14 protein-coding genes are annotated in these 18,594 nt (G+C 38.8%); 4 read left to right on the top strand and 10 right to left on the bottom strand.

Going from position 1 to position 18,594, the window contains the following annotated elements; genetic code table 11:
• Positions 1-58: 58 nt before the first annotated feature.
• From AB7E63_RS08790 to AB7E63_RS08780, 3 genes are all read right to left on the bottom strand, one after another.
• Positions 59-985 carry a DMT family transporter gene (locus AB7E63_RS08790; RefSeq protein ID WP_006341460.1) on the bottom strand — a complete coding sequence of 309 codons (927 nt, stop codon included), beginning with the start codon at positions 983-985 and terminating at the stop codon, positions 59-61.
• Between the two features lie 92 nt (positions 986-1,077).
• Positions 1,078-1,899, bottom strand: coding sequence for an SDR family NAD(P)-dependent oxidoreductase (locus AB7E63_RS08785; protein ID WP_006341459.1), 822 nt, complete (start codon positions 1,897-1,899; stop codon positions 1,078-1,080).
• A 4-nt stretch (positions 1,900-1,903) separates the two neighbouring features.
• The gene (locus AB7E63_RS08780) at positions 1,904-4,063 is read right to left on the bottom strand and encodes an HD family phosphohydrolase (RefSeq protein ID WP_013925555.1); all 2,160 of its coding nucleotides are present in this window, start codon (positions 4,061-4,063) and stop codon (positions 1,904-1,906) included.
• A gap of 199 nt (positions 4,064-4,262) precedes the next feature.
• On the opposite strand from AB7E63_RS08780, the gene galE reads away from it, so the two are divergent.
• Positions 4,263-5,234, top strand: coding sequence for a UDP-glucose 4-epimerase GalE (galE, locus tag AB7E63_RS08775; protein ID WP_006341456.1), 972 nt, complete (start codon positions 4,263-4,265; stop codon positions 5,232-5,234).
• Here the strand turns inward: galE and AB7E63_RS08770 are convergent.
• Entirely contained in the window at positions 5,231-7,051 is a 1,821-nt protein-coding gene (locus AB7E63_RS08770; protein ID WP_006341455.1) for an ankyrin repeat domain-containing protein, read from the bottom strand. The two genes, galE and AB7E63_RS08770, sit on opposite strands and share 4 nt — an antisense overlap.
• Before the next feature lie 177 nt (positions 7,052-7,228).
• Here AB7E63_RS08770 and dnaX point away from each other — a divergent pair, with 177 nt between their 5' ends.
• Both dnaX and AB7E63_RS08760 read left to right on the top strand, forming a co-directional pair.
• Positions 7,229-8,767: a DNA polymerase III subunit gamma/tau gene (dnaX, locus tag AB7E63_RS08765; RefSeq protein ID WP_006341454.1), complete on the top strand. Its 1,539-nt coding sequence runs from the start codon at positions 7,229-7,231 to the stop codon at positions 8,765-8,767.
• A gap of 14 nt (positions 8,768-8,781) precedes the next feature.
• Entirely contained in the window at positions 8,782-9,096 is a 315-nt protein-coding gene (locus AB7E63_RS08760; protein WP_006341453.1) for a YbaB/EbfC family nucleoid-associated protein, read from the top strand.
• A 444-nt stretch (positions 9,097-9,540) separates the two neighbouring features.
• Here the strand turns inward: AB7E63_RS08760 and ptsP are convergent, their stop codons facing one another.
• From ptsP to AB7E63_RS08730, 6 genes are all read right to left on the bottom strand, one after another.
• Positions 9,541-11,310, bottom strand: coding sequence for a phosphoenolpyruvate--protein phosphotransferase (gene ptsP / locus AB7E63_RS08755; protein ID WP_006341452.1), 1,770 nt, complete (start codon positions 11,308-11,310; stop codon positions 9,541-9,543).
• Complete coding sequence (locus tag AB7E63_RS08750; RefSeq protein WP_006341451.1) at positions 11,311-11,580, bottom strand: HPr family phosphocarrier protein; 270 nt, start codon at positions 11,578-11,580, stop codon at positions 11,311-11,313. It abuts the gene before it with no gap.
• On the bottom strand, positions 11,577-12,527 hold the full coding sequence (hprK, locus tag AB7E63_RS08745; protein ID WP_006341450.1) for an HPr(Ser) kinase/phosphatase: 951 nt from the start codon (positions 12,525-12,527) through the stop codon (positions 11,577-11,579). The genes AB7E63_RS08750 and hprK overlap by 4 nt, the downstream gene beginning before the upstream one ends.
• Positions 12,528-12,781: 254 nt before the next feature.
• A complete protein-coding gene (locus AB7E63_RS08740; RefSeq protein WP_006341449.1) occupies positions 12,782-13,636 on the bottom strand; it encodes an SMI1/KNR4 family protein in 855 nt (284 codons plus the stop codon).
• 107 nt (positions 13,637-13,743) lie between these two features.
• Positions 13,744-14,949, bottom strand: a complete 1,206-nt coding sequence (locus AB7E63_RS08735; RefSeq protein WP_428419237.1) for a hypothetical protein — start codon at positions 14,947-14,949, stop codon at positions 13,744-13,746.
• Between the two features lie 80 nt (positions 14,950-15,029).
• On the bottom strand, positions 15,030-17,063 hold the full coding sequence (locus AB7E63_RS08730) for an anti-sigma factor antagonist (protein ID WP_006341447.1): 2,034 nt from the start codon (positions 17,061-17,063) through the stop codon (positions 15,030-15,032).
• A 145-nt stretch (positions 17,064-17,208) separates the two neighbouring features.
• Here AB7E63_RS08730 and rpoN point away from each other — a divergent pair.
• The coding region (gene rpoN, locus AB7E63_RS08725; protein ID WP_428419235.1) for an RNA polymerase factor sigma-54 at positions 17,209-18,594 on the top strand (1,386 nt) is incomplete at its 3' end.

The following is an 18,594-nucleotide window of genomic DNA, read 5'->3' as shown; positions in this document are numbered from 1 at the left end:
AAATACATATCAGTATTGATCATAATGATCAAACATTATTACATTTCGTAAGAATTTATTAAGATTGATATGCGGATTCTTGGAACATGAATAAATTTAAAACTATACCTGATAAAATAGTCATTATCCCTAGAATCTCAATGTTTTCAGGAAATTTCCAATTAGCTAAATGAATAAAACCTAAGCCAAATACTATTTCTAATACACTCAGTTGACCAGCTAAAGACAAAGGCAAACGCAGAGTTGCTTGATTCCACATGTAATAACCAAGCCAGGAAGAACAGACTCCAAGGAGAGCTGTTGCTAATAAAAATCCATTCGACATAATAAAATAATGATTAATCGATGTGTTAACAAAGAAGAGGCTGGATGTACATAAGAGAACGGTCCAAAGAAAAGTGGCAACACCCAATACAGTAATCCAATCGCTTGCTTTTAACGAAGAAGTGCTTTTAAGAAAATTGGTACTCCCCGCAATAAAACAAATCCATGTTGCTAGAGCGACCAAACTCCAGAAAAATCCCCAAGCATAATTTTCGATACTCACGTTCGTATCCCAGGCCAATGTAGGGATATTAACAAAGATAAATCCGACTAAAATGAGCGTACATGGCACGAAAAAATCCCTTAACTTTTTTGTCTTTGTCTTCCGAATGTCAATTAAAATCATGCATACAGGTGTTAAGCCAAGCAGCAATGTAGGAATAGTAGAATTCACATAACGCATGCTTAAAACAAGGCTGCAATAATGGATGAGTGATCCAACTAACGCCAGAATTGCCCCAGCAATCCAAATTCTACGATTAAGAGAAAAAATCAGATCTCTTTTTAGACTTAACAAGATGCCAATAGAAAGCATACCATAAAAGAAACAGCGCCCTAGCATTATCTCAAAAGGGGAAAAATCTGGAAAAAGATTGGGAATTACAAATACAAGCCCCCAGCATAAACATGCTCCTATCATATAGGCTATTCCTACAATCATTTGATGACCTCCAAATAATATTAGAGAAGAGGAAATCCCTACTATATATTTAAAGATAATTTTGATACATCCTTTCGTGACAAAGAGGCGCCTTATTCGTGAATGGAAAGGAAAGAACGAGGTGGAAAGCGAGCACTAATTCGTTTTTTTAAATAACCTGCTAACCATTTTTGTGGAAAGAAATGACTTAAAAAAATCCCCACACGATAACGCCAATCAAAAATATGAATGATCTTCTCTTTTTCGATTTGCTGCCAAATTTGCTCTGCAGCATATGTCGAAGTCATGGATAAACGTTCATCTTCAAGCTGAGAAGAAAGCTCCCCTCCTGAGGCCCGCTGAGCAAAAGATGTACTGACCATTCCAGGACACGACGCGAATACACGCACCCCATAAGGCTGTGTCTCAAAATCCAAAGATTGGGAGAAGGCATTGATAAAGGTTTTTGTTGCTGTATAGGTAGTAAAAGTAGGAAAAATTTCAAATGCGGCCGCAGAAGAGACATTTAGAATAACGCCTCTCTGCCGAGACGAAATGAGCGTTCGCGCAGCTTCTAAAGTAAGTTCAAAAGGCGCGAGCAGATTCACATTTACAATTTCCATTTGCTCTGATGTTTCGTATGTTAAAGCCTCTCCATAAAGACCAAAACCTGCATTATTAACCACTAAATCAGGTTTTTCTTGATGCATTTTCTTTATTGCTAATTGACGCCCTTCTTGCGTTCCAAGATCGGCAACGAAAAAAGAAACCTCCACTTGGTGCTGTAAAGCTTGCTGCAAATGCTGCAATCGTCCCTCATTACGCCCTGTCAGCAACAATGAGATTCCTTTATTAGCCAAAAGATTGCAAAGAGCCTCCCCAATTCCTGAAGAGGCCCCCGTGATAAAAGCTTTCGTAAATTTTATGCTTGTCATGAGGTTAACATAAGTGTTCTTCCTTAGGAGCCTCTCGTTTAGGATATTTAATGCGAGAATGACTATAGGCAACCAAGGTATGCACGAGAGTTTCTTTGACTTTTGCCAATTCTTCAAACGTTAATAAACATTCATCAAATTGTCCATCATCGGCTTTTTCTCGAATAAGTCGATTCGCAAGTTCCATTAAAGACTCTTCATTGATTTGCTCCAATGAACGAGAGGCAGCCTCAACTGTATCAGCAATCATAATAATTGCGGATTCCTTGCTGCGTGGTTTTGGCCCAGCGTAACGGAATTCTTTTTCATTTACCAAACTTTTGTCACCACCCATTTTTTCAAGCTGTTTACGGTAAAAGTAATAAACTAAGGTTGTTCCATGATGCTCTTTAATCACTTCGATAAATTGCTCTGGAAGGCCCGCTTTTCGGGCAATCGCCACCCCTTCTGCAACGTGTGCCATGATCACCTGGGCAGATTCTTGTGGGGTTAACAATTGGTGAATATTCATTCCACCTTGTTGATTTTCCGTAAAATACTGGGGCGTAGCCATCTTTCCAATGTCATGATAGAGAGTGCTGACGCGGCAAAATAACCCATTTGCTCCAATGGCCAGGGCGGCAGCTTCTGCCAAATTCCCCACCACAATGGAATGTTGATAAGTTCCGGGTGCTTCAATAGTTAAACGGCGCAAGAGGTCATTATTTGGGTCCATATATTCCATTAGCGAAACATCCGTCATAATGCGGAAAGCTGACTCCAGTAATGGCAATAGACCGACCACCAAAATAGCCGTCAATAGCATAAAGATAGCCGTGCTCAATAAATCAGCTAAAAGGCCTGTACTCCAATGCGTACTTTGGTACAGATGCATCGCCAGTATGGTAATCGCACACCCCAACCAAGCCTTCCCGCACACCACAAAAATTTCTTTTCGCCGACGAAGAGAATGGGTGCTCAAAACGGCAATAATGGCCGCGATTAAATTAAGCAATAAAAAGCCCTGTCGATCGAACGCCAAAGTCATTCCAAGCACAACTGCCAAAAAACCGCTCGTAAATGTCGCTACCGCCGGACTCATCAAACTACACAATAAAATGGCCGCAAATGGAACAAACAACGGATAACGCACCGCTTCCATCAAATGGGTTTTCGTATTTAGCAGGAAGAATTCAGCCAGCTTGGCTAATCCAAACGTTAAAATGATGACTGTTACAAGAAGGAAAAGCTTTCGATTGGAAGAAAGAATATTGGGATGGTTCGCTCGAAAATAGAGGATAGAAATTCCCGTTAATAAGAGGGTCATCAAAAGGCTTCCCAATAAGGTAAGCGGGCTCCAAAGGTTACGTTGCTCACGTAAAGCATCTTTCATGGCTTGGAGAACGGCTAAATGCCGTGCATTCACTTTTTCTCCCTGATCAATAATGCGACTTCCTGCACTAATGTGGGTGTATTTATCTGGTACTTTTGCTTGAATGCGCTTGCGCAGCTCTCGTTCTGCTGCAATATCCTCTTCTAAAATCCAAAATTTTTCCTGAAAGTATTCGATCAAAAATGTAATTGTTCCATCGTGAAATTCACTTTTAGGCAATGCAATGGTTTGAAGTTTTTTCCAGATTTGAGGAGGAAGGCTAACGGGCTCTGACAAATCCGCAGGAGTATAGATCTGATAATTTTCTGCGTTGATTTCATTTTCTTTGGTTTTTTGGAGCGTCCTAGGATCCGTCAAGCGAAGCTTGATTAGAGCTTCAACAAGATTATCACCGCCTTTATAGACATCTTCAAAAGAACTTTCAGGAGCAGATTTGCGCCAGTCTTGATTAAAGATGAGAAAGTTTTCGAATTCTAAACGTCTTTCATTGATTTCTTTTTCTGAAATGCGATAGATTTTCCCTAAATCTTTAACCATTTCCTGTTTGAGAAGAATGGTCGCTTCTTCGTTGTAAAAGTCTGTATCGACTTGTGCGACGATGTAGCTAGGGGCATAGTGATTGAGGTCCAATGTTTCGATTCTCACTTCTCGAAAATGAAGAATCATAAACAAAGGGATCATAAACACTAAGCCGATCAGGAATCTTATGCCAAGATTTTTGTCAAAAAAGCCCTGCTCGCGAGAAAATTTGAGCTCGTTATAGTTCTCAAGCTCACTAGATTGATCATTCATTGAAATGTATTTTCCTTAGCCGATGAATTTCGGCTTTATTTCTACTAGACAACATTATTGAAAATAATTAAACATTTTGCCAAGTAAAATTAATTCTGTATTTATAATAATCTTCGACAACATAATAGCTCAAGTTAAGAGTTGAGTATATGTGGTATAAATCAATATAAAGTTATAAATGCGTCAAAGAAGGCTTCACATGGGACTAAAAACAGTCTTGGTTGTTGGAGGTGCTGGATTTATTGGTTCACACGTCAATAAAATGCTGCATCAAGCAGGTTATCACACAATTGTTTTAGATAATTTAAGCACAGGCACACAATTGACCGTTACACGAGGAACCTTTCTTAAAGGCGATCTTGCAGACAGGGCATGCCTAGACTTCATTTTCTCCAGTTATCCCATCGATGCCGTCATGCATTTTGCAGCCCTTATTGATGTGGGTGAATCGATGCATTCCCCTGCTTTATACTATCGTAATAATGTCGCAAATACCCTAAATTTGCTGGAGGCGATGCATAAGCATCAGATCCCTATTTTTATCTTTTCTTCCTCTGCTGCGATATTTGGCACTCCACAAACAACTTTTATCAATGAAGAACATCCATGCCTCCCCATCAATCCATATGGAGAAACAAAATGGATAGTCGAAAAAATGTTGCGAGATTTTGAATTGGCATACGGACTTAAATCGACGTGCTTGCGTTACTTCAATGCCGCTGGGGGAGATCCTGATGGGGAAATCAAAAATTTTAAGAAAAAAGAAACAAACCTCATTCCTCTTGTCCTACGCAGCCTCAAAAAACCGGAAGGCTTTATCTCTATTTTTGGAACAGACTATCCCACACCAGATGGGACATGCATCCGGGATTACATTCACGTTTCGGATATTGGAGAAGCCCATATTTTAGCCATGCAGCAATTATTTAATGGAGCACCATCCGATGCTTATAACCTGGGTAATGGACAAGGTTTTTCAGTTCGACAAGTCATCGAAAAAGCAGAAACTGTAACAGGTTTTAATGTTCGAGTTGTGGAGGCTGATCGTAGGCCAGGAGACCCAGCGATTCTTGTTGCAAATGCCGATAAAGCTGCACAAAAATTAGGCTGGGTCCCCCGTTATCCAGACTTAGAAATCATGATTGAACATGCCTGGTTAGCTCTTAACTAGTCTCGACAAGCTTGTTCAAACTTATCAAGAGCGATGTCAATAGTATCTGTAGCTATGACTCCAGGAATTAAGTTCTTAGCTTCCTCCCAGAGGACTTCTTTAGAATCGCTTCTAAGAAGTGCTTCCACTATATTCACATTTCTTTCTTGAATGGCAAGACGTAAAGCTCTTTGACCTTGGTTATGGGCCATTAAATCCATTCCCTCATATCCGAGAAAGTCCGCAAATAGTTGGAAATTCCCTTTTTGCACAGCATAAGTTAACGCAGTTTGTTCTTCATCATCCACTTTAAAAGGCACATTGATCACTTCAAAAGCACCTTTTTTCAGCTTTTCGGCGATGGCAATATTTTTTCCGTCGAACCCAGTAAGATCTGGATCAGATTCCACATAAAGCTCAAGGACATGACTCTGCTTACCTTCTTTTTGATAGCTTAGTAGCTTTTTCTCCAACAGATAATCGATGCACTTTTCACTACCAACATTAAATAAAGATCGCCAGAGATTATAAATATTTTTTGCCAAAAAATTTCGTCCTGTAATCTCGTCTAGCTTTCTTAAAAAAAAGACATGATCCCGATTGAGCGCTGCCGATAAAACATTTGTAAATATAAATTTTTGTGTTCTTCCTGAAAACAAAGCGGTTTTATGCATAATGGTTAAAAGCAAATCTTCCGAATTTAAAATGATCGAGAGATATAATAAATTCTTTAAAGTGATCTTTGATTTTTCTGTTTCATCAAATGGAACAGTTGCTAGATATCGAACAATTAAAGGCTCAATGCGAAGGCTCGATTGAATCATCCTATCAGAAGCACAACTCTTAATCCAATTTTCCCATTTGACTGTTTGGTCATAGGCGTCATTTAAAGAATAGCTCTCTGCTTCAATTTTTTTTGCAAATGCTTCTTTTTCCTGTTGAAGCTTTTGTGCTCTAAGAATTTCAGCTGTTTCTCGGTCGGCTTTTTCTTGCTTTTCATCAATAAAAGTATTGATCATTCCCAAAGCTCTCGCCATCGTACCTTCATCAAAATGATCTCCAAAAAAATGCTTTATGGGAGCAGTAAAATGACGTATCGTTGAAACAAAATTTGGATCTTCTAAAATTTGAACAACTCCAACTTCTCCGGCACGAAGAAGAGCTCCCCAATGTGCGCATCTTTCTCGAATTTCGTCTCCATTAAAAACATACGCATTTCCGTCTGCTTGTATTTTTTCATCTTCTGAGAGGGCAGCTGCAATGGCGATTTGTTTGCGTTCCTGTAGATTGTGAGAATCATTCTGTGTACCCTGGAAAACATCAAGCGCCTCAGAGTCTTGAGAACTTAGGTGATCTTCAGAATCATCAGACTCTGAGGAACTTTCAAGATCTTCGGTTGTCTGTGACTCCTCAGAATCTTGTGGCTCTTGAGGTCTTGAAGTAGGAGCTGCTTGCGGAAGTAATCGCAAACAGTCATTTAAAATTTTCTGGTTTCTTGCCGTTTTTTTTTGGCTCAATCCATCCGTTTTAAATATTTGCTGAAAAATAATTGTCAAATTCGTGATGTTTTGCTGGCGCTCATCCCCTTCAAATAATTCACTCTTTTTCTCTTGCACGAATGCTTGGATTTTTTTTGCCACATGTGGGGTATGAGTTCTTTCAAATTTAATGCCGATACATGCAAAGATTTGCTTTATAAAATCGGAAAAGCAGCCATCTTTCTCTCGGGTCTGCAATTTGGTACTTATGCATATTCCATCTTTTTGAACTGCATCAGCAACCTCTTTAATGTTGGTAGATAGAAATTGATCCTGACGCAATAAACTCAACTTAATCATAATTAATAACCTCAATATTGATCAATAAACAATAAACTATTTTTTAATACAAAACAAGCATAATAAACTAATTACTGAGAAATCTCTATGCAAAATTAGACATTAAGTTTTGCATAAATTATGCGACATTCGATACACTAGATATTAAATTCGCATTCACTTTTTTATCGGTTTACCATGTCCCATTATCAAGTTTCGGCAAGAAAGTATCGCCCTCAAAGATTTCAAGAAGTTCTTGGACAAGATCCTATTATTACAACCCTAAAAAATGCCATTCAGATGGGACGTCTTGCCAATGCCTATTTATTTTGCGGATCACGCGGAACAGGGAAAACAACTTTAGCTCGTTTATTTGCAAAAGCCCTTAACTGCCTTACCCCTTCGCCTGAACATGAGCCATGCAATCAGTGCGCTTCCTGTCGAGAAATTTCAACAGGACATTCTTTAGATGTTTTAGAAATTGATGGTGCATCCCACCGTGGAATCGATGACATTCGGCAAATTAACGAAACAGTGGGATATGCGGCTGCATCGGGAAAATATAAAATTTATATTATCGATGAAGTGCACATGCTAACAAAAGAAGCTTTCAATGCCTTGCTTAAAACGTTAGAAGAACCTCCTTTAAACGTTAAATTCTTCTTCGCAACAACAGAACCGCATAAAGTTCTTCCCACCATTTTAAGTCGATGCCAACGTTTTAATTTGAACCGCATTCCTCTTGAAAAAATTGTGGAAAAGTTACGCCACATTACGCAAGATATGGGGATTGAGGCTCAAGAAGAAGCCCTCCACATTATTGCGAAAAGAGCCGAAGGAGGACTTCGGGATGCAGAATCTCTCTTAGATCAAGTTTTGGTCTTTCACGATGGTGCCATGAGTACCCAATCTGTGGCTTCTGTTTTAGGCATTATGCCAAAAGAAGTCCTATTTGACTTTGATAAAGCTGGTAAAGAAGGACGCCTTGCTGCGGCATTTGAAATCGCCCACCATATTTTTACAGAAGGAAAAGACTGGCAGCAATTCTGTGAAACACTGGTTGAACATTTCCGCACCCTTTTGCTCATTAAACTATCTGGAAAACAAGCCCCCTTTCTAGCCCTTTCCGATCATGAACGGGACCGTTATGAACTTTCGGCTAAGCTTTACTCGCAAGAGCAGTGTTTAAACTTATTAGATTATTTTGTTGAACTGCAAAGTCAAATTCGCTTTGCCCCATCGCCACGCATTGCTCTTGAAGCAGGTCTTTTACACGCCATGCGCAGCCATCAGCGCCTTCCTATTGAAGTATTAGTCCATCGTTTAGGAGAACTAGAACAGGCTGTTGCTAAAAATCCAACTGGTCCCGAATCTTTTGCACCTCCACCCACAACGCCTCAAGCTACAACCAATCAATTTACCGTACCAGTGGCTCCAAAACCAATGCCAGTGGCACAAAAACCGACTCCAGCTGTGTCAATTAGCGAAGACCCTTCTCCTTCGTTACAAGATTTGGGGATTAAAGCGACTTCAGCTGCTCAAAAACCAAAAGAATTTATACCAAAAACTGAACCCATTCATGAAAAGCTTCCTGCTCCAATTGAATTGGGCTCTCGCCCAACTCCTGAAGCGCAACTTATTTCCAAGCAAGATCAAAGTGCTTACGATACTCGTTTACAATTTGCTGCTGTTGAGTTGGGGGGAAAACTCCAAAAAAAACCTTTTACTAAATTCTAAATCTAGGAGAAAACATGGGAACAGGCTTTTCGAAAAGAAAAAAACAGGCAAAATTACTTCAACAGCAACTTTCTCAAATGCAAAACCAGATGAAAGAAACGGAAGTAACTGGAACAGCAGGAAATGGCCTGGTAACTATCACATTATCTGGCGATAACTCCATGAAAGACATCAAAATTAAGCCTGAATGTGTCGATCCTGAAGATGTAGAAGGACTACAAGACCTTATTAAAGCAGCTTATGAAGATGCCTTAAGCAAAATGCAACAAGACACCCCTTCCTTACCACCAGGATTTCCTGATCTGAAAAGCTTCGGATTGAATTTCTAATTTATCAATTAGGCTTATCTTGGCAAGACGGGATAAGCCTATACTTATTAAAAAAAACACCTGTGTTTCATATGATCATTGGCAGCTGGCACAAAAGCCTTCTTCTATTTGTAGATATTCCCTACAAAGCTATCCTGAAATAATTTTATGCACTCTTCAAGCGTAAAAAAGCTAAATTTGGATTTTCTGATCATTCATCCCGCTCACCAAAAATTTTGCCCACAGAAATGCCCTTCAACAATCAAGTTATCGATTTCCCCAGCACGCGGCAAAGTCTAAGATTTGCAAAAATAAAAGCTATAACGAGTATTAATTAAATCTAGAGAATAAGATCAGCCGAAGTTGTTCATCCAACATCAATCGTTACAAAAGACAGAAAGTTTTTAATCATTTTACCTTCGAGTAAGTAAATAATCCGCAAACTACATACTTATTTTTGGAAGCCTAATAATTGTAAAAACAATCCTCTGGGACATTTTTTTGGTATTCGCTGACAAGCAATTCCATAATCTCTTGAGCTGTTGAAAGGGAAAGAATGGTTTCTGCGAGTAAACTTGCAGCCACGATACTTGTACTGCGAATCGCATGCTTAATCACAGGAATGTGACGAGGAGAAACTGATAATTCATGAATTCCCAATCCTAGTAATAAAGGCGTAAAACGGGGATCAGCTGCAACTTCCCCACAAACTGTCACAGGAATTCCATAATGATTCGCCTCTGTCGCAATCAATTTGATTAAACGGATTACGCTAGGATCGGTTTGGGCATAGATACTATTGACATGCTGATTTCCTCTGTCCACAGCCATGGAATATTGCACGAGATCATTCGTTCCGATCGATAAAAAGTCACATTGTTGCGCGAGTAAGTCTGCAATAATTGCCGCTGAAGGCACTTCAATCATACACCCTAAAGGAACTGTATGAGGAATTTGATATCCTTCTTGGTGGAGCTCTTCGGTTACTTCGCGTAGAATTTGCTTAGCTTCTTCTAATTCAGAAAGAGCCGAAATCATCGGAAGCAAAATCTTAACCCTCCCATAAGCACTTGTTCGCAAAATTGCCCTCAGTTGGGTCTTAAATATGTCTCTTTCTTTCAAAAGAAAACGAATCGCTCGGCAACCTAAAAAAGTTTGGGCTTCATTGTCCTGCGGGAAATTAATCAACATTTTATCGCCACCGACATCAAATGTTCGAATAACAACCGCTTTATTTGGCATGTTATCAACAACTTGTCGGTATAGAGCAAACTGTGAATCTTCATCCGGCAAGCCATCGCGAGTCAGAAGAGCATACTCAGTTCGCAAAAGGCCAACGCCACTGGTGCCATATTTTTTCGCTGTATCCACTTCTTCAGGCGTATCAATGTTGGCTGACAAAATAACCTGATATCCGTCGATAGTCTCAGGAGCATAACTTGCGGCTCGCTGTAGGACTCTAAAATGGGTCGAAAGTTGCGTCGATAAATTTTGATAATATTCTTGAGATTCTAAACTTGGATTTAAAATAATACCACCTGTGCGACCATCCACAATCACACGTTCGATGACTCGAGGATCCAAGGTATCGATTTTAATGTTTGAAACAAAAGGAATCCCTTTAGCTTTTGCAACAATCGCGGCATGAGACGTTTCTCCACCCGCTTCGGTTATAAAAGCCACAATATTTTCAGGCCTCGCTTCTGCGACATCTGAAGTGGTCAATTCATGTGCAAAAACAACAGATCCTGGAGGAACTTCTGTTAAAATGATCCGTACTGAATTCCGTAAATACCCTAAAATTCTTCGAGAAAGGTCCTGAATATCTTTAAATCTTTCACGAAAAATGGGATCGCGAATGGAATTAAATTTTTGCTCATATTTTTTTATAGCGGTTTGGAAAACATGCTCAGAATTTTTCTGTGTCTTCCGAATTTCTTTTTCAATTTCTGTCGTAATCAAAGGGTCTTGAATAATCTGCAAATGAGCTTCAAGAATTGAAGCTCCTTCTACAATCCCTTCTTTTTCCAGCTTGGACTGCAACTTTTCAATATCTTTTCTGCAGAGATTCACCGCACAAGTATAGCGGAGAACTTCTTGCTCAATTTCGTGTTTAGAAAGCGTAAATTCCGGAAGGACGTCTTCTATTACCGTAAAGAAGAAAGGTGTTCCAATAGCGATTCCTCGACATAGAGCAGCTCCTCTTAGATGAACTTCTTTCGCATTTAGCTTCATTCACGCTTCCCAAAATTTGTTTTCAAAAGCCTCGATTAACTTGAATTTCGTTTGTTCCGCATCCCCGCCATCAACGGTCACGATAATTTTCGAATTCTTCGGAGCTGCTAACATTAAAATACCTAAAACACTTTTTGCATTCACGGTTTCTTTTCTACAGGTAAAATGCACACTACTTTTACAATTTTGTAATAATTTCACAATGACAGTTGCAGGACGCGTATGTAAACCCATAGAATTTTTCACATGAACTTGAAAGACTTCTTTCACTGGTCTCTACTCCTTTTTCCTGATTTTTCAGAAATCACATCATACAATTTTGTACTGAACTCTTGGGCCGAATTATATCCCATCCGCTTTAATCGATGATTTAGTGCGATCGTTTCTAGCAGCAAAACCACATCTCGTCCGGGTTTGACCGGGAGGATATGAAAAGGAAGCTTTACATCGAGAATATCACAATATTTTTCGTCTAATCCCACTCTATCATAAAAATTTTGTTCATCCCAGGCCTCCAATTTCACAACGATATCAATACTTTTTTGATATCTGACACAAACAGCTCCGTATAACTTAGCGACATTGATAATTCCGATTCCTCGAATTTCCATGTGGTGCCGCGTTAATTCAGCACCTGAACCTTCCAAGTAACTTCCCTCTCGTTTTTTCACTTTAACGATGTCGTCAGAAATTAAACGGTGGCCCCTTTCAATTAAACCTAACGCAGCTTCACTTTTACCCACGGAGGAATCGCCTTGAATAAGAACTCCTACGCCAAAAACTTCAACCAATGTCCCATGACAACTCATGCTAGAAGCAAACTCTTCCATCAAGAGAAGTGTTAATTTACTTAACAAATTCATCGTTGTCATATTAGCACGAAAAAGTGGAACTTGATATTTTTCGCAAACAACCGACAATTCCTTTGGTGGACGATAGCGTCTTGCGACAATAACCGCAGGAGTAGATTTTGTCAAAATAGATTCTAGGCGAGCAATTCTTAATTCGGAATCGAGATCTAATAAATACTCAATTTCGACTTTGCCAAAGATTAAAATGCGTTTATGGGCATGACTTTTAAGATATCCAGAAAGGGCTAATCCTGGACGATGTGCTTCTGGCACTCGTATGCATCTTTTCATTCCAGTTTTTCCGGCAATAAGCTCAAGGCCAAGCTTGTCCGCATGCCTTTTATAAAGGTCTTCAACCAAATACATAAAACTTGAAAAATTTATATTCTTAGACAGATGAGGTTCAAGTAGAATTTTCTACCGTTTGAAAAAACCGATTTACATTGCATACAGAGCCTATCATCATGTAAAGCTAGCATTAAGTTACATAACACTATACCAGTTGCATGAGATTATAAAGTAGAAAATTATACAGATGAGAAAGAGAAAATGCAAAAACAGTTATTTTTGTTCGAAAAAAAGAGAGCGTATTTTTAAACGTACAAAATGAGAAGAAAAATTCAGGCTTTCGAAGACCCTTTGCCTTCATCTGCAACCGGCTCTTCTACTTGTTCAAGATAAAACATTAACCAATCTAAAAATGTGGAGAAAGCCATATTGTCCATGCTTGATAAAGGACCTGTTATATCGGAGATCGAATTGGTCATTCCAGAATAATACACATTGCCCATTTCATTTTCCGGATACCATTCCGTCCAAAAACATTGATAAAAAGGCATTCCAAAAGATTCATAAAAAGGAATTAAAGATTTGGGATCGACATAAGTATCCTTACCACTCACGAGCGTTTCTTCATGCTGAGAAAGCATATTTTGAAAGTCTTCATAGAGACTGGATAACTTTTGTGAATGCGCAATCCCCGTACAATCACTGGATTTATTAAATCCATCATGAATGCGCAAAAAAGCTAAATAGTCAGCTGGTAATGCTTGGTTGGGGAAAATTTTTTGAAGCTCAGCCAAATTAGCTTCAGAAATACCACTTCGCCCCCGATAAAAACCACTATTTCCACGCAAACTATACACCAGATGAGCCTCATAGGGGTCATCGTATTTTTTTTGCACAATGAAAACACCTATATCATCCAACATTCCAAAAAACTTCATCAAGAATTTGTCTAGACCTGGATGATAAGGGAGCATGGATAGCCAGTAATCTCGGATAAATTCAATTCGATCAGCAGGCTTTAAACGAGACAGCTCAAACCAACCTTTGCAAAGTTCTGAGCATTGTTCAGAAATAACTTCCCAAGTCGCATTCGGATTATCATGCAATGCAACAACAGAATGAAAGCACCCCTTTGGTGATTCATCGTCAGACGTCGTCGAATAAAATTCTCGAATGTGATGATCCATATTTTATCCCTGTGAGCGCAACTTGGCATTGTCGGTCTTTGTCTAAATATCCTATAGCAAATCAATGGATTTTTTCTAAAAACAAAATGCAGAATTCTATTTTTTGATTAGGGATAGAAGACGGCAATCACGTGATTGCAAAAAATCCCGGAAGGAATTAAGCCCAAGTGACAATTCAATAAAAGATTTTCACCAAACTTAGTCTTCATAACCAAACGAATTTTGGCTTCATGAGAAGAGGATAATCCTTGAATCTGAGTTTTCCATTCCGCCAATCCATCCTGAACAATTTCAGGAAAATCCTGCAGGAATTTATCTGAACTCCAGCCTAATAAATGTCGGATTTGATGATTTGCATACAATAGCTTATGCTCTTTTTTGGAATAGACTGCCAATGCTGCCATATTTTCACTTCCTAGGCTATCTCCTAAACGACGCAAATCTAAAGCATTACTATTCACGGGGAGATCACGAAATAAAGAGGACTGAGAAGAAAAATGATTCACACCAGTAATATTTTGAACGATTTCAATACATTGCTTTAATTGATGAGAAGCGCCCTCTGCATGGCTAATTTTTGTATCATCATGAAAAGCAAGTGCACCTCTTTCCAATTCTTCTTGAATCGAATAAATCGCCGGTGAATTTTTAACAGGCTCAATAGATTTAAAATCTTTGGGTGAAAACACTTCCGACTTGAATTGGGGATGTTCTGAAAATTTTAAAAGCGTTTGCAATTCATAGTTGCGATCATTCACTTGGCTCTCTAAATCTTCAATGCGATCGTCTTTACTTTGAAGAACATTTTTTTGCTCATGTGTTTCTTGGCGTAATGTATGAATGAGCTGTTCACGTTCTTCGATTTGCTGCTCCATTTCCAGTCGAAATTCAGCAAAATCTTCTGAAATTTGAACCAATCTCTTAATCTCTTCTTCCCTATTTTGATACTCAGCTAGCTCTGTATCTTTTTGAGAAAGTTCTCTAGCAAGAAGCTCTTCTTGCTCAGTTAGCTCCTCTACTTTCTGCTTGAGAATCGCAAAATCTTCTGCCGGAGTTTCGGGAATGAGAGCCTTCTGGCTTTCGATATAGATATTTTCAAAATAGAGCTTTAAAGCGTCTTCCCACCCTTTCAAAACAAACAAAAGGAATAAAGATCCAGCAAGGCTTAAAAAAAGGCCAACAGATAAAAAAGTCCAACTTTTTGAAAGAGGAAGATGTTGCAAACTCATAAAAGTCAAAACAAACAAGGGGATCAGATATAGTGCAACCGCGAGGCCAATGAGTTGGTGACGATGTTTTAGCAAATCTTTCATGTTTTTAGAATTTTTTTATCGATTAGTCTATCACATTGGTTAATATGGAGAAAAAAGCCAATAAAAGAAAGATCCAATTTCTATTTAAAAGACTTTATAGCTTCTTCATTTTTATTAAAAATTTCAAAAATCTTGTGCAAAGAAACAACTTCCAGTGTAGCCCGTGTTGACCGATTCAAGCAAGAAAGTTTGAGATCCCCCCCCTGCTTATTCAATGCTTTCAATATCGAAAGAAAACTTCCAAGCCCTGAGCTATCCACAAATTGTAATCGGTGTAAATCAAACACCACTTTGGGATTTTCATAGGTTGAAATGAGCTCAATCACTTGCTGTTTAAAATCTGCTGCATTTTTAGTATCTAAGTTTTCAATTTCAGGAGTAATGATTAAAACATTATCTTGTAGCGTATGTGAAAGGTTCATTTGCCCCTCTGTTGTTAAATAACGTTTAAAAATGTGGAGGTGATTCCAGCCCTGTTCCGTTTGCTTTGGAATATAGGTTAACTGATCAGTGAGAACACGAATCATATACCATCCAAATCCAGATTCCTTATCTCCTGAAAGAGAAGGCTCACTGATTTGAGAAGGATCAATGGCAGTTCCACGATCAGAAACCTCAAATCTCACTCCATCAGATTCTAAAAAGCCTTCAATCACAATCGATTCCTTTCCTTTTTGCAAAGAATCTTGAAAAGCGTGCTGTATTAAATTACTAAACACTTCGTTCATAACAAGCTGCAATTGGCTAGATAATCTTTCATGATCTCCTGGTGCCCGCTTGCAAATCCGCCCCACAAAATCCCTTACAGCCTGTAATTGGGAAAGATCACATGAAAATTTTGCTGACCCAACATTTTTGAGGCTTTGTGGAATTAATTCTTTGATTTTGACAATAACCCATGTCAAATCATCAGCAAAGCTCTTTTTTTGTGTAAAATCGAGAAGCGCATGGATAATTTGATTCAGAATCTGCTCTGATGGTAATTCCAAGGCATTTTGGATAATTTGCTTTAATCGTGAAATTCCGAAAAATTCACCGGTTGGAGAACGCGCTTCGATTACCCCGTCCGAATAGAACAGAAAAACATCTCCCACGCTCAAATCAATTTTTTCCACGTCATCTTGATCAAATTCAATCACTCCGATAGGTGGGCCTCGCTGATCAAATTCTTTAATTTGTTTAGTCATGGATCGGCAATAAAGAAATGGAGGAAAGCCCGTATTTACGAAATTAAACGTTTGCGCATTCAAATCAAACCGCCCATAAAACAAGCTAACAAAATATTCTAAACCATTTAGCTGCCGACCAATTGTCTTATCGACCTGCTCAAGAATTTCATGCGGGGAAAAAAGATCTTCTTTCCAGATAGCTGTTTTTTTATAGATTTGCACATGGCTTAAGGGCATCGCAAAACGGGTGATTAAAGTTTTGACTGTCAATCCCAATAAGGCTGCGGGAACACCTTTTCCCATGGTATCTCCCAAAGCAAAATCAAAAATTTTTTCGGCTGGGAGGTAAAATTCCAAAAAATCTCCATCAATTTCTGAAGAAGGCAAAGCTAAGGCGGCAATTTCTACACCAGGAATGTTATTGGGGATAGGGCTTGTTAACATTTCTTGATGAATAGCAGCACTCAACAATAGCTCATTCTTAAATGTCGTATAATTTCTTTTGAGTTCCTCCCGTTGCTCGAAAACAAGTCGACCTAATCGGATATTTTCGCTTTGAGTTTTGTATTGTTTCAACAAAACCTGAAGGGCTGTCAGTAAAGTCTCTTCGCTCCAAGGGCGAGACATCCACAAAATAGCATGCTGCTCATCTTGTATTTGCTCACAAACACACGTGTCCTGCTGTTCATGCAATAGCAAATAGGCCGTTGTTGAAGAATGCTGGGATGTTTGTTGATAAATGGTAACGGCATTGACATCTGGCAAAGAATGTTCGCAAATTAATACTGCCACTGGATGCTGTTGAAAAAGTTTAATCCCTTCAAGTTCACTTTCTGCTACTAAGACGGCATATCCATATTTAGCCAAAATTTTCATTAAACCTTTAAAAATTAAAGGTTCTTTGGTAATTAAAAGAACATGTTCGGCTTCTAATTTTTTTTCCATGAAAATCTTAGTTCAATGAATTTCGCAGGAATTTTTAAATTTTTTTCAATATCTTCTAGATTGGTAAATTTTTTTTTCTTGTCAAGACTCCTTAGATATGAAATAGAAATAATTTGTAGCTTATTTTTAAAGGAGCCTTTTTTCCATGGTTTATCCTCTATCGCTCCAACAACAAGCGAAAATGCAGCAATCTCTCAAGCAAACCCAGCGCATGATCATGTCTCCGCAAATGCAGCAGGCTATTCATTTGCTGCAAATGCCTCTCATGGAGTTAGTTGATCGTATTGAGACAGAACTCGAACAAAATCCGATTTTGGAATCTATCCAAGATTACCCCGAGGAAGATCAAGATCTGACCCGCTTGGAAGAGGACAATTCTGAAGCTGATCTTGACGAAGAACAACCCCCTGAGAAAGAATTACTTTTTGATGAACAAGATTTTGAAATTCTGAAGCAAATCGATGAAGATTTTCGGGATCATTTTGCGGAAAGCGGAAATTATTACACAAAACGCACAGAAGAAGAAGAAAAGCAAAAAAACTTCCAATTAAATTCCATCCAGGCACATGTTTCATTATTTGAACATTTGATGACTATCGCTCAAGAAACCTTTGCCAATCCTAAAGACATTCAAATAGCAGAATCGATCATTGGGAATTTTGATGAACGAGGATTTCTTCAAACATCTTTAACTGAAATTGCTGTGTTAAATGATTTTTCAGTGAAAGAACTTCAACGCGTTTTAAAAACCATCCAAACATTCGATCCTTTTGGTGTCGGAGCAAGCGACTTACAAGAATCTTTTCTCATTCAGCTTCGCTGTCAAAAAAAAGAACATAGCCTAGCGTATAAAATCATTGAAGATTGCTATGAAGATCTCCTCCATAATCGACTACCCATCATAAAAAAACATTTAAATTGTTCAATCGAAGATATTCAGAAGGCTATCGATAAAGATATTTCTAAATTGGATTTACACCCCGGTGCGTCTTTTTCAGGTGAGATCGCTCAAACGATTGTTCCTGATGCGATGATTAAAGAAGAAGATGGCAAGCTGGATATCGTGGTCACCTCAGATTTTCTGCCACCCATTCGCCTCAATAAGCGCTACATGAAAATGCTTGAGGACGAAAGCCTATCTGATGCTACAAGAGATTTTATTCGACAGCGCGTGATTTCTGCGAAGTGGCTGCTACGAAATATTCATCATAGAAATACAACCATCGATCGGATCGCCCAATTCTTGGCCCAGCAACAACATGCCTTTTTCCAAAATCCGGATGGGCAACTGGTCCCTCTCACCATGAAAACGGTGGCAGATAATTTAGGCTTGCATGAATCAACAGTGGCACGTGCTGTAGCGGGGAAATATGTGGAAACCCCACGCGGACTCCTCCCCTTTCGATTCTTTTTTACTAATGCTTACATGACCGATGAAGGTTCCGATATTTCGGCAGAAACAGTCCGAGAGGCAATAAAAGATATCATTGACAAGGAGGACAAATCTAAACCTTTGTCAGATCATAAAATC

The sequence above is a fragment of the Parachlamydia sp. genome, from assembly GCF_050255895.1.
Taxonomy (GTDB): Bacteria; Chlamydiota; Chlamydiia; order Chlamydiales; family Parachlamydiaceae; genus Parachlamydia; species Parachlamydia acanthamoebae.
The sequence above is the reverse complement of the archived record's forward strand: the minus strand, read 5'-3'. Positions and strand labels throughout refer to the sequence as shown.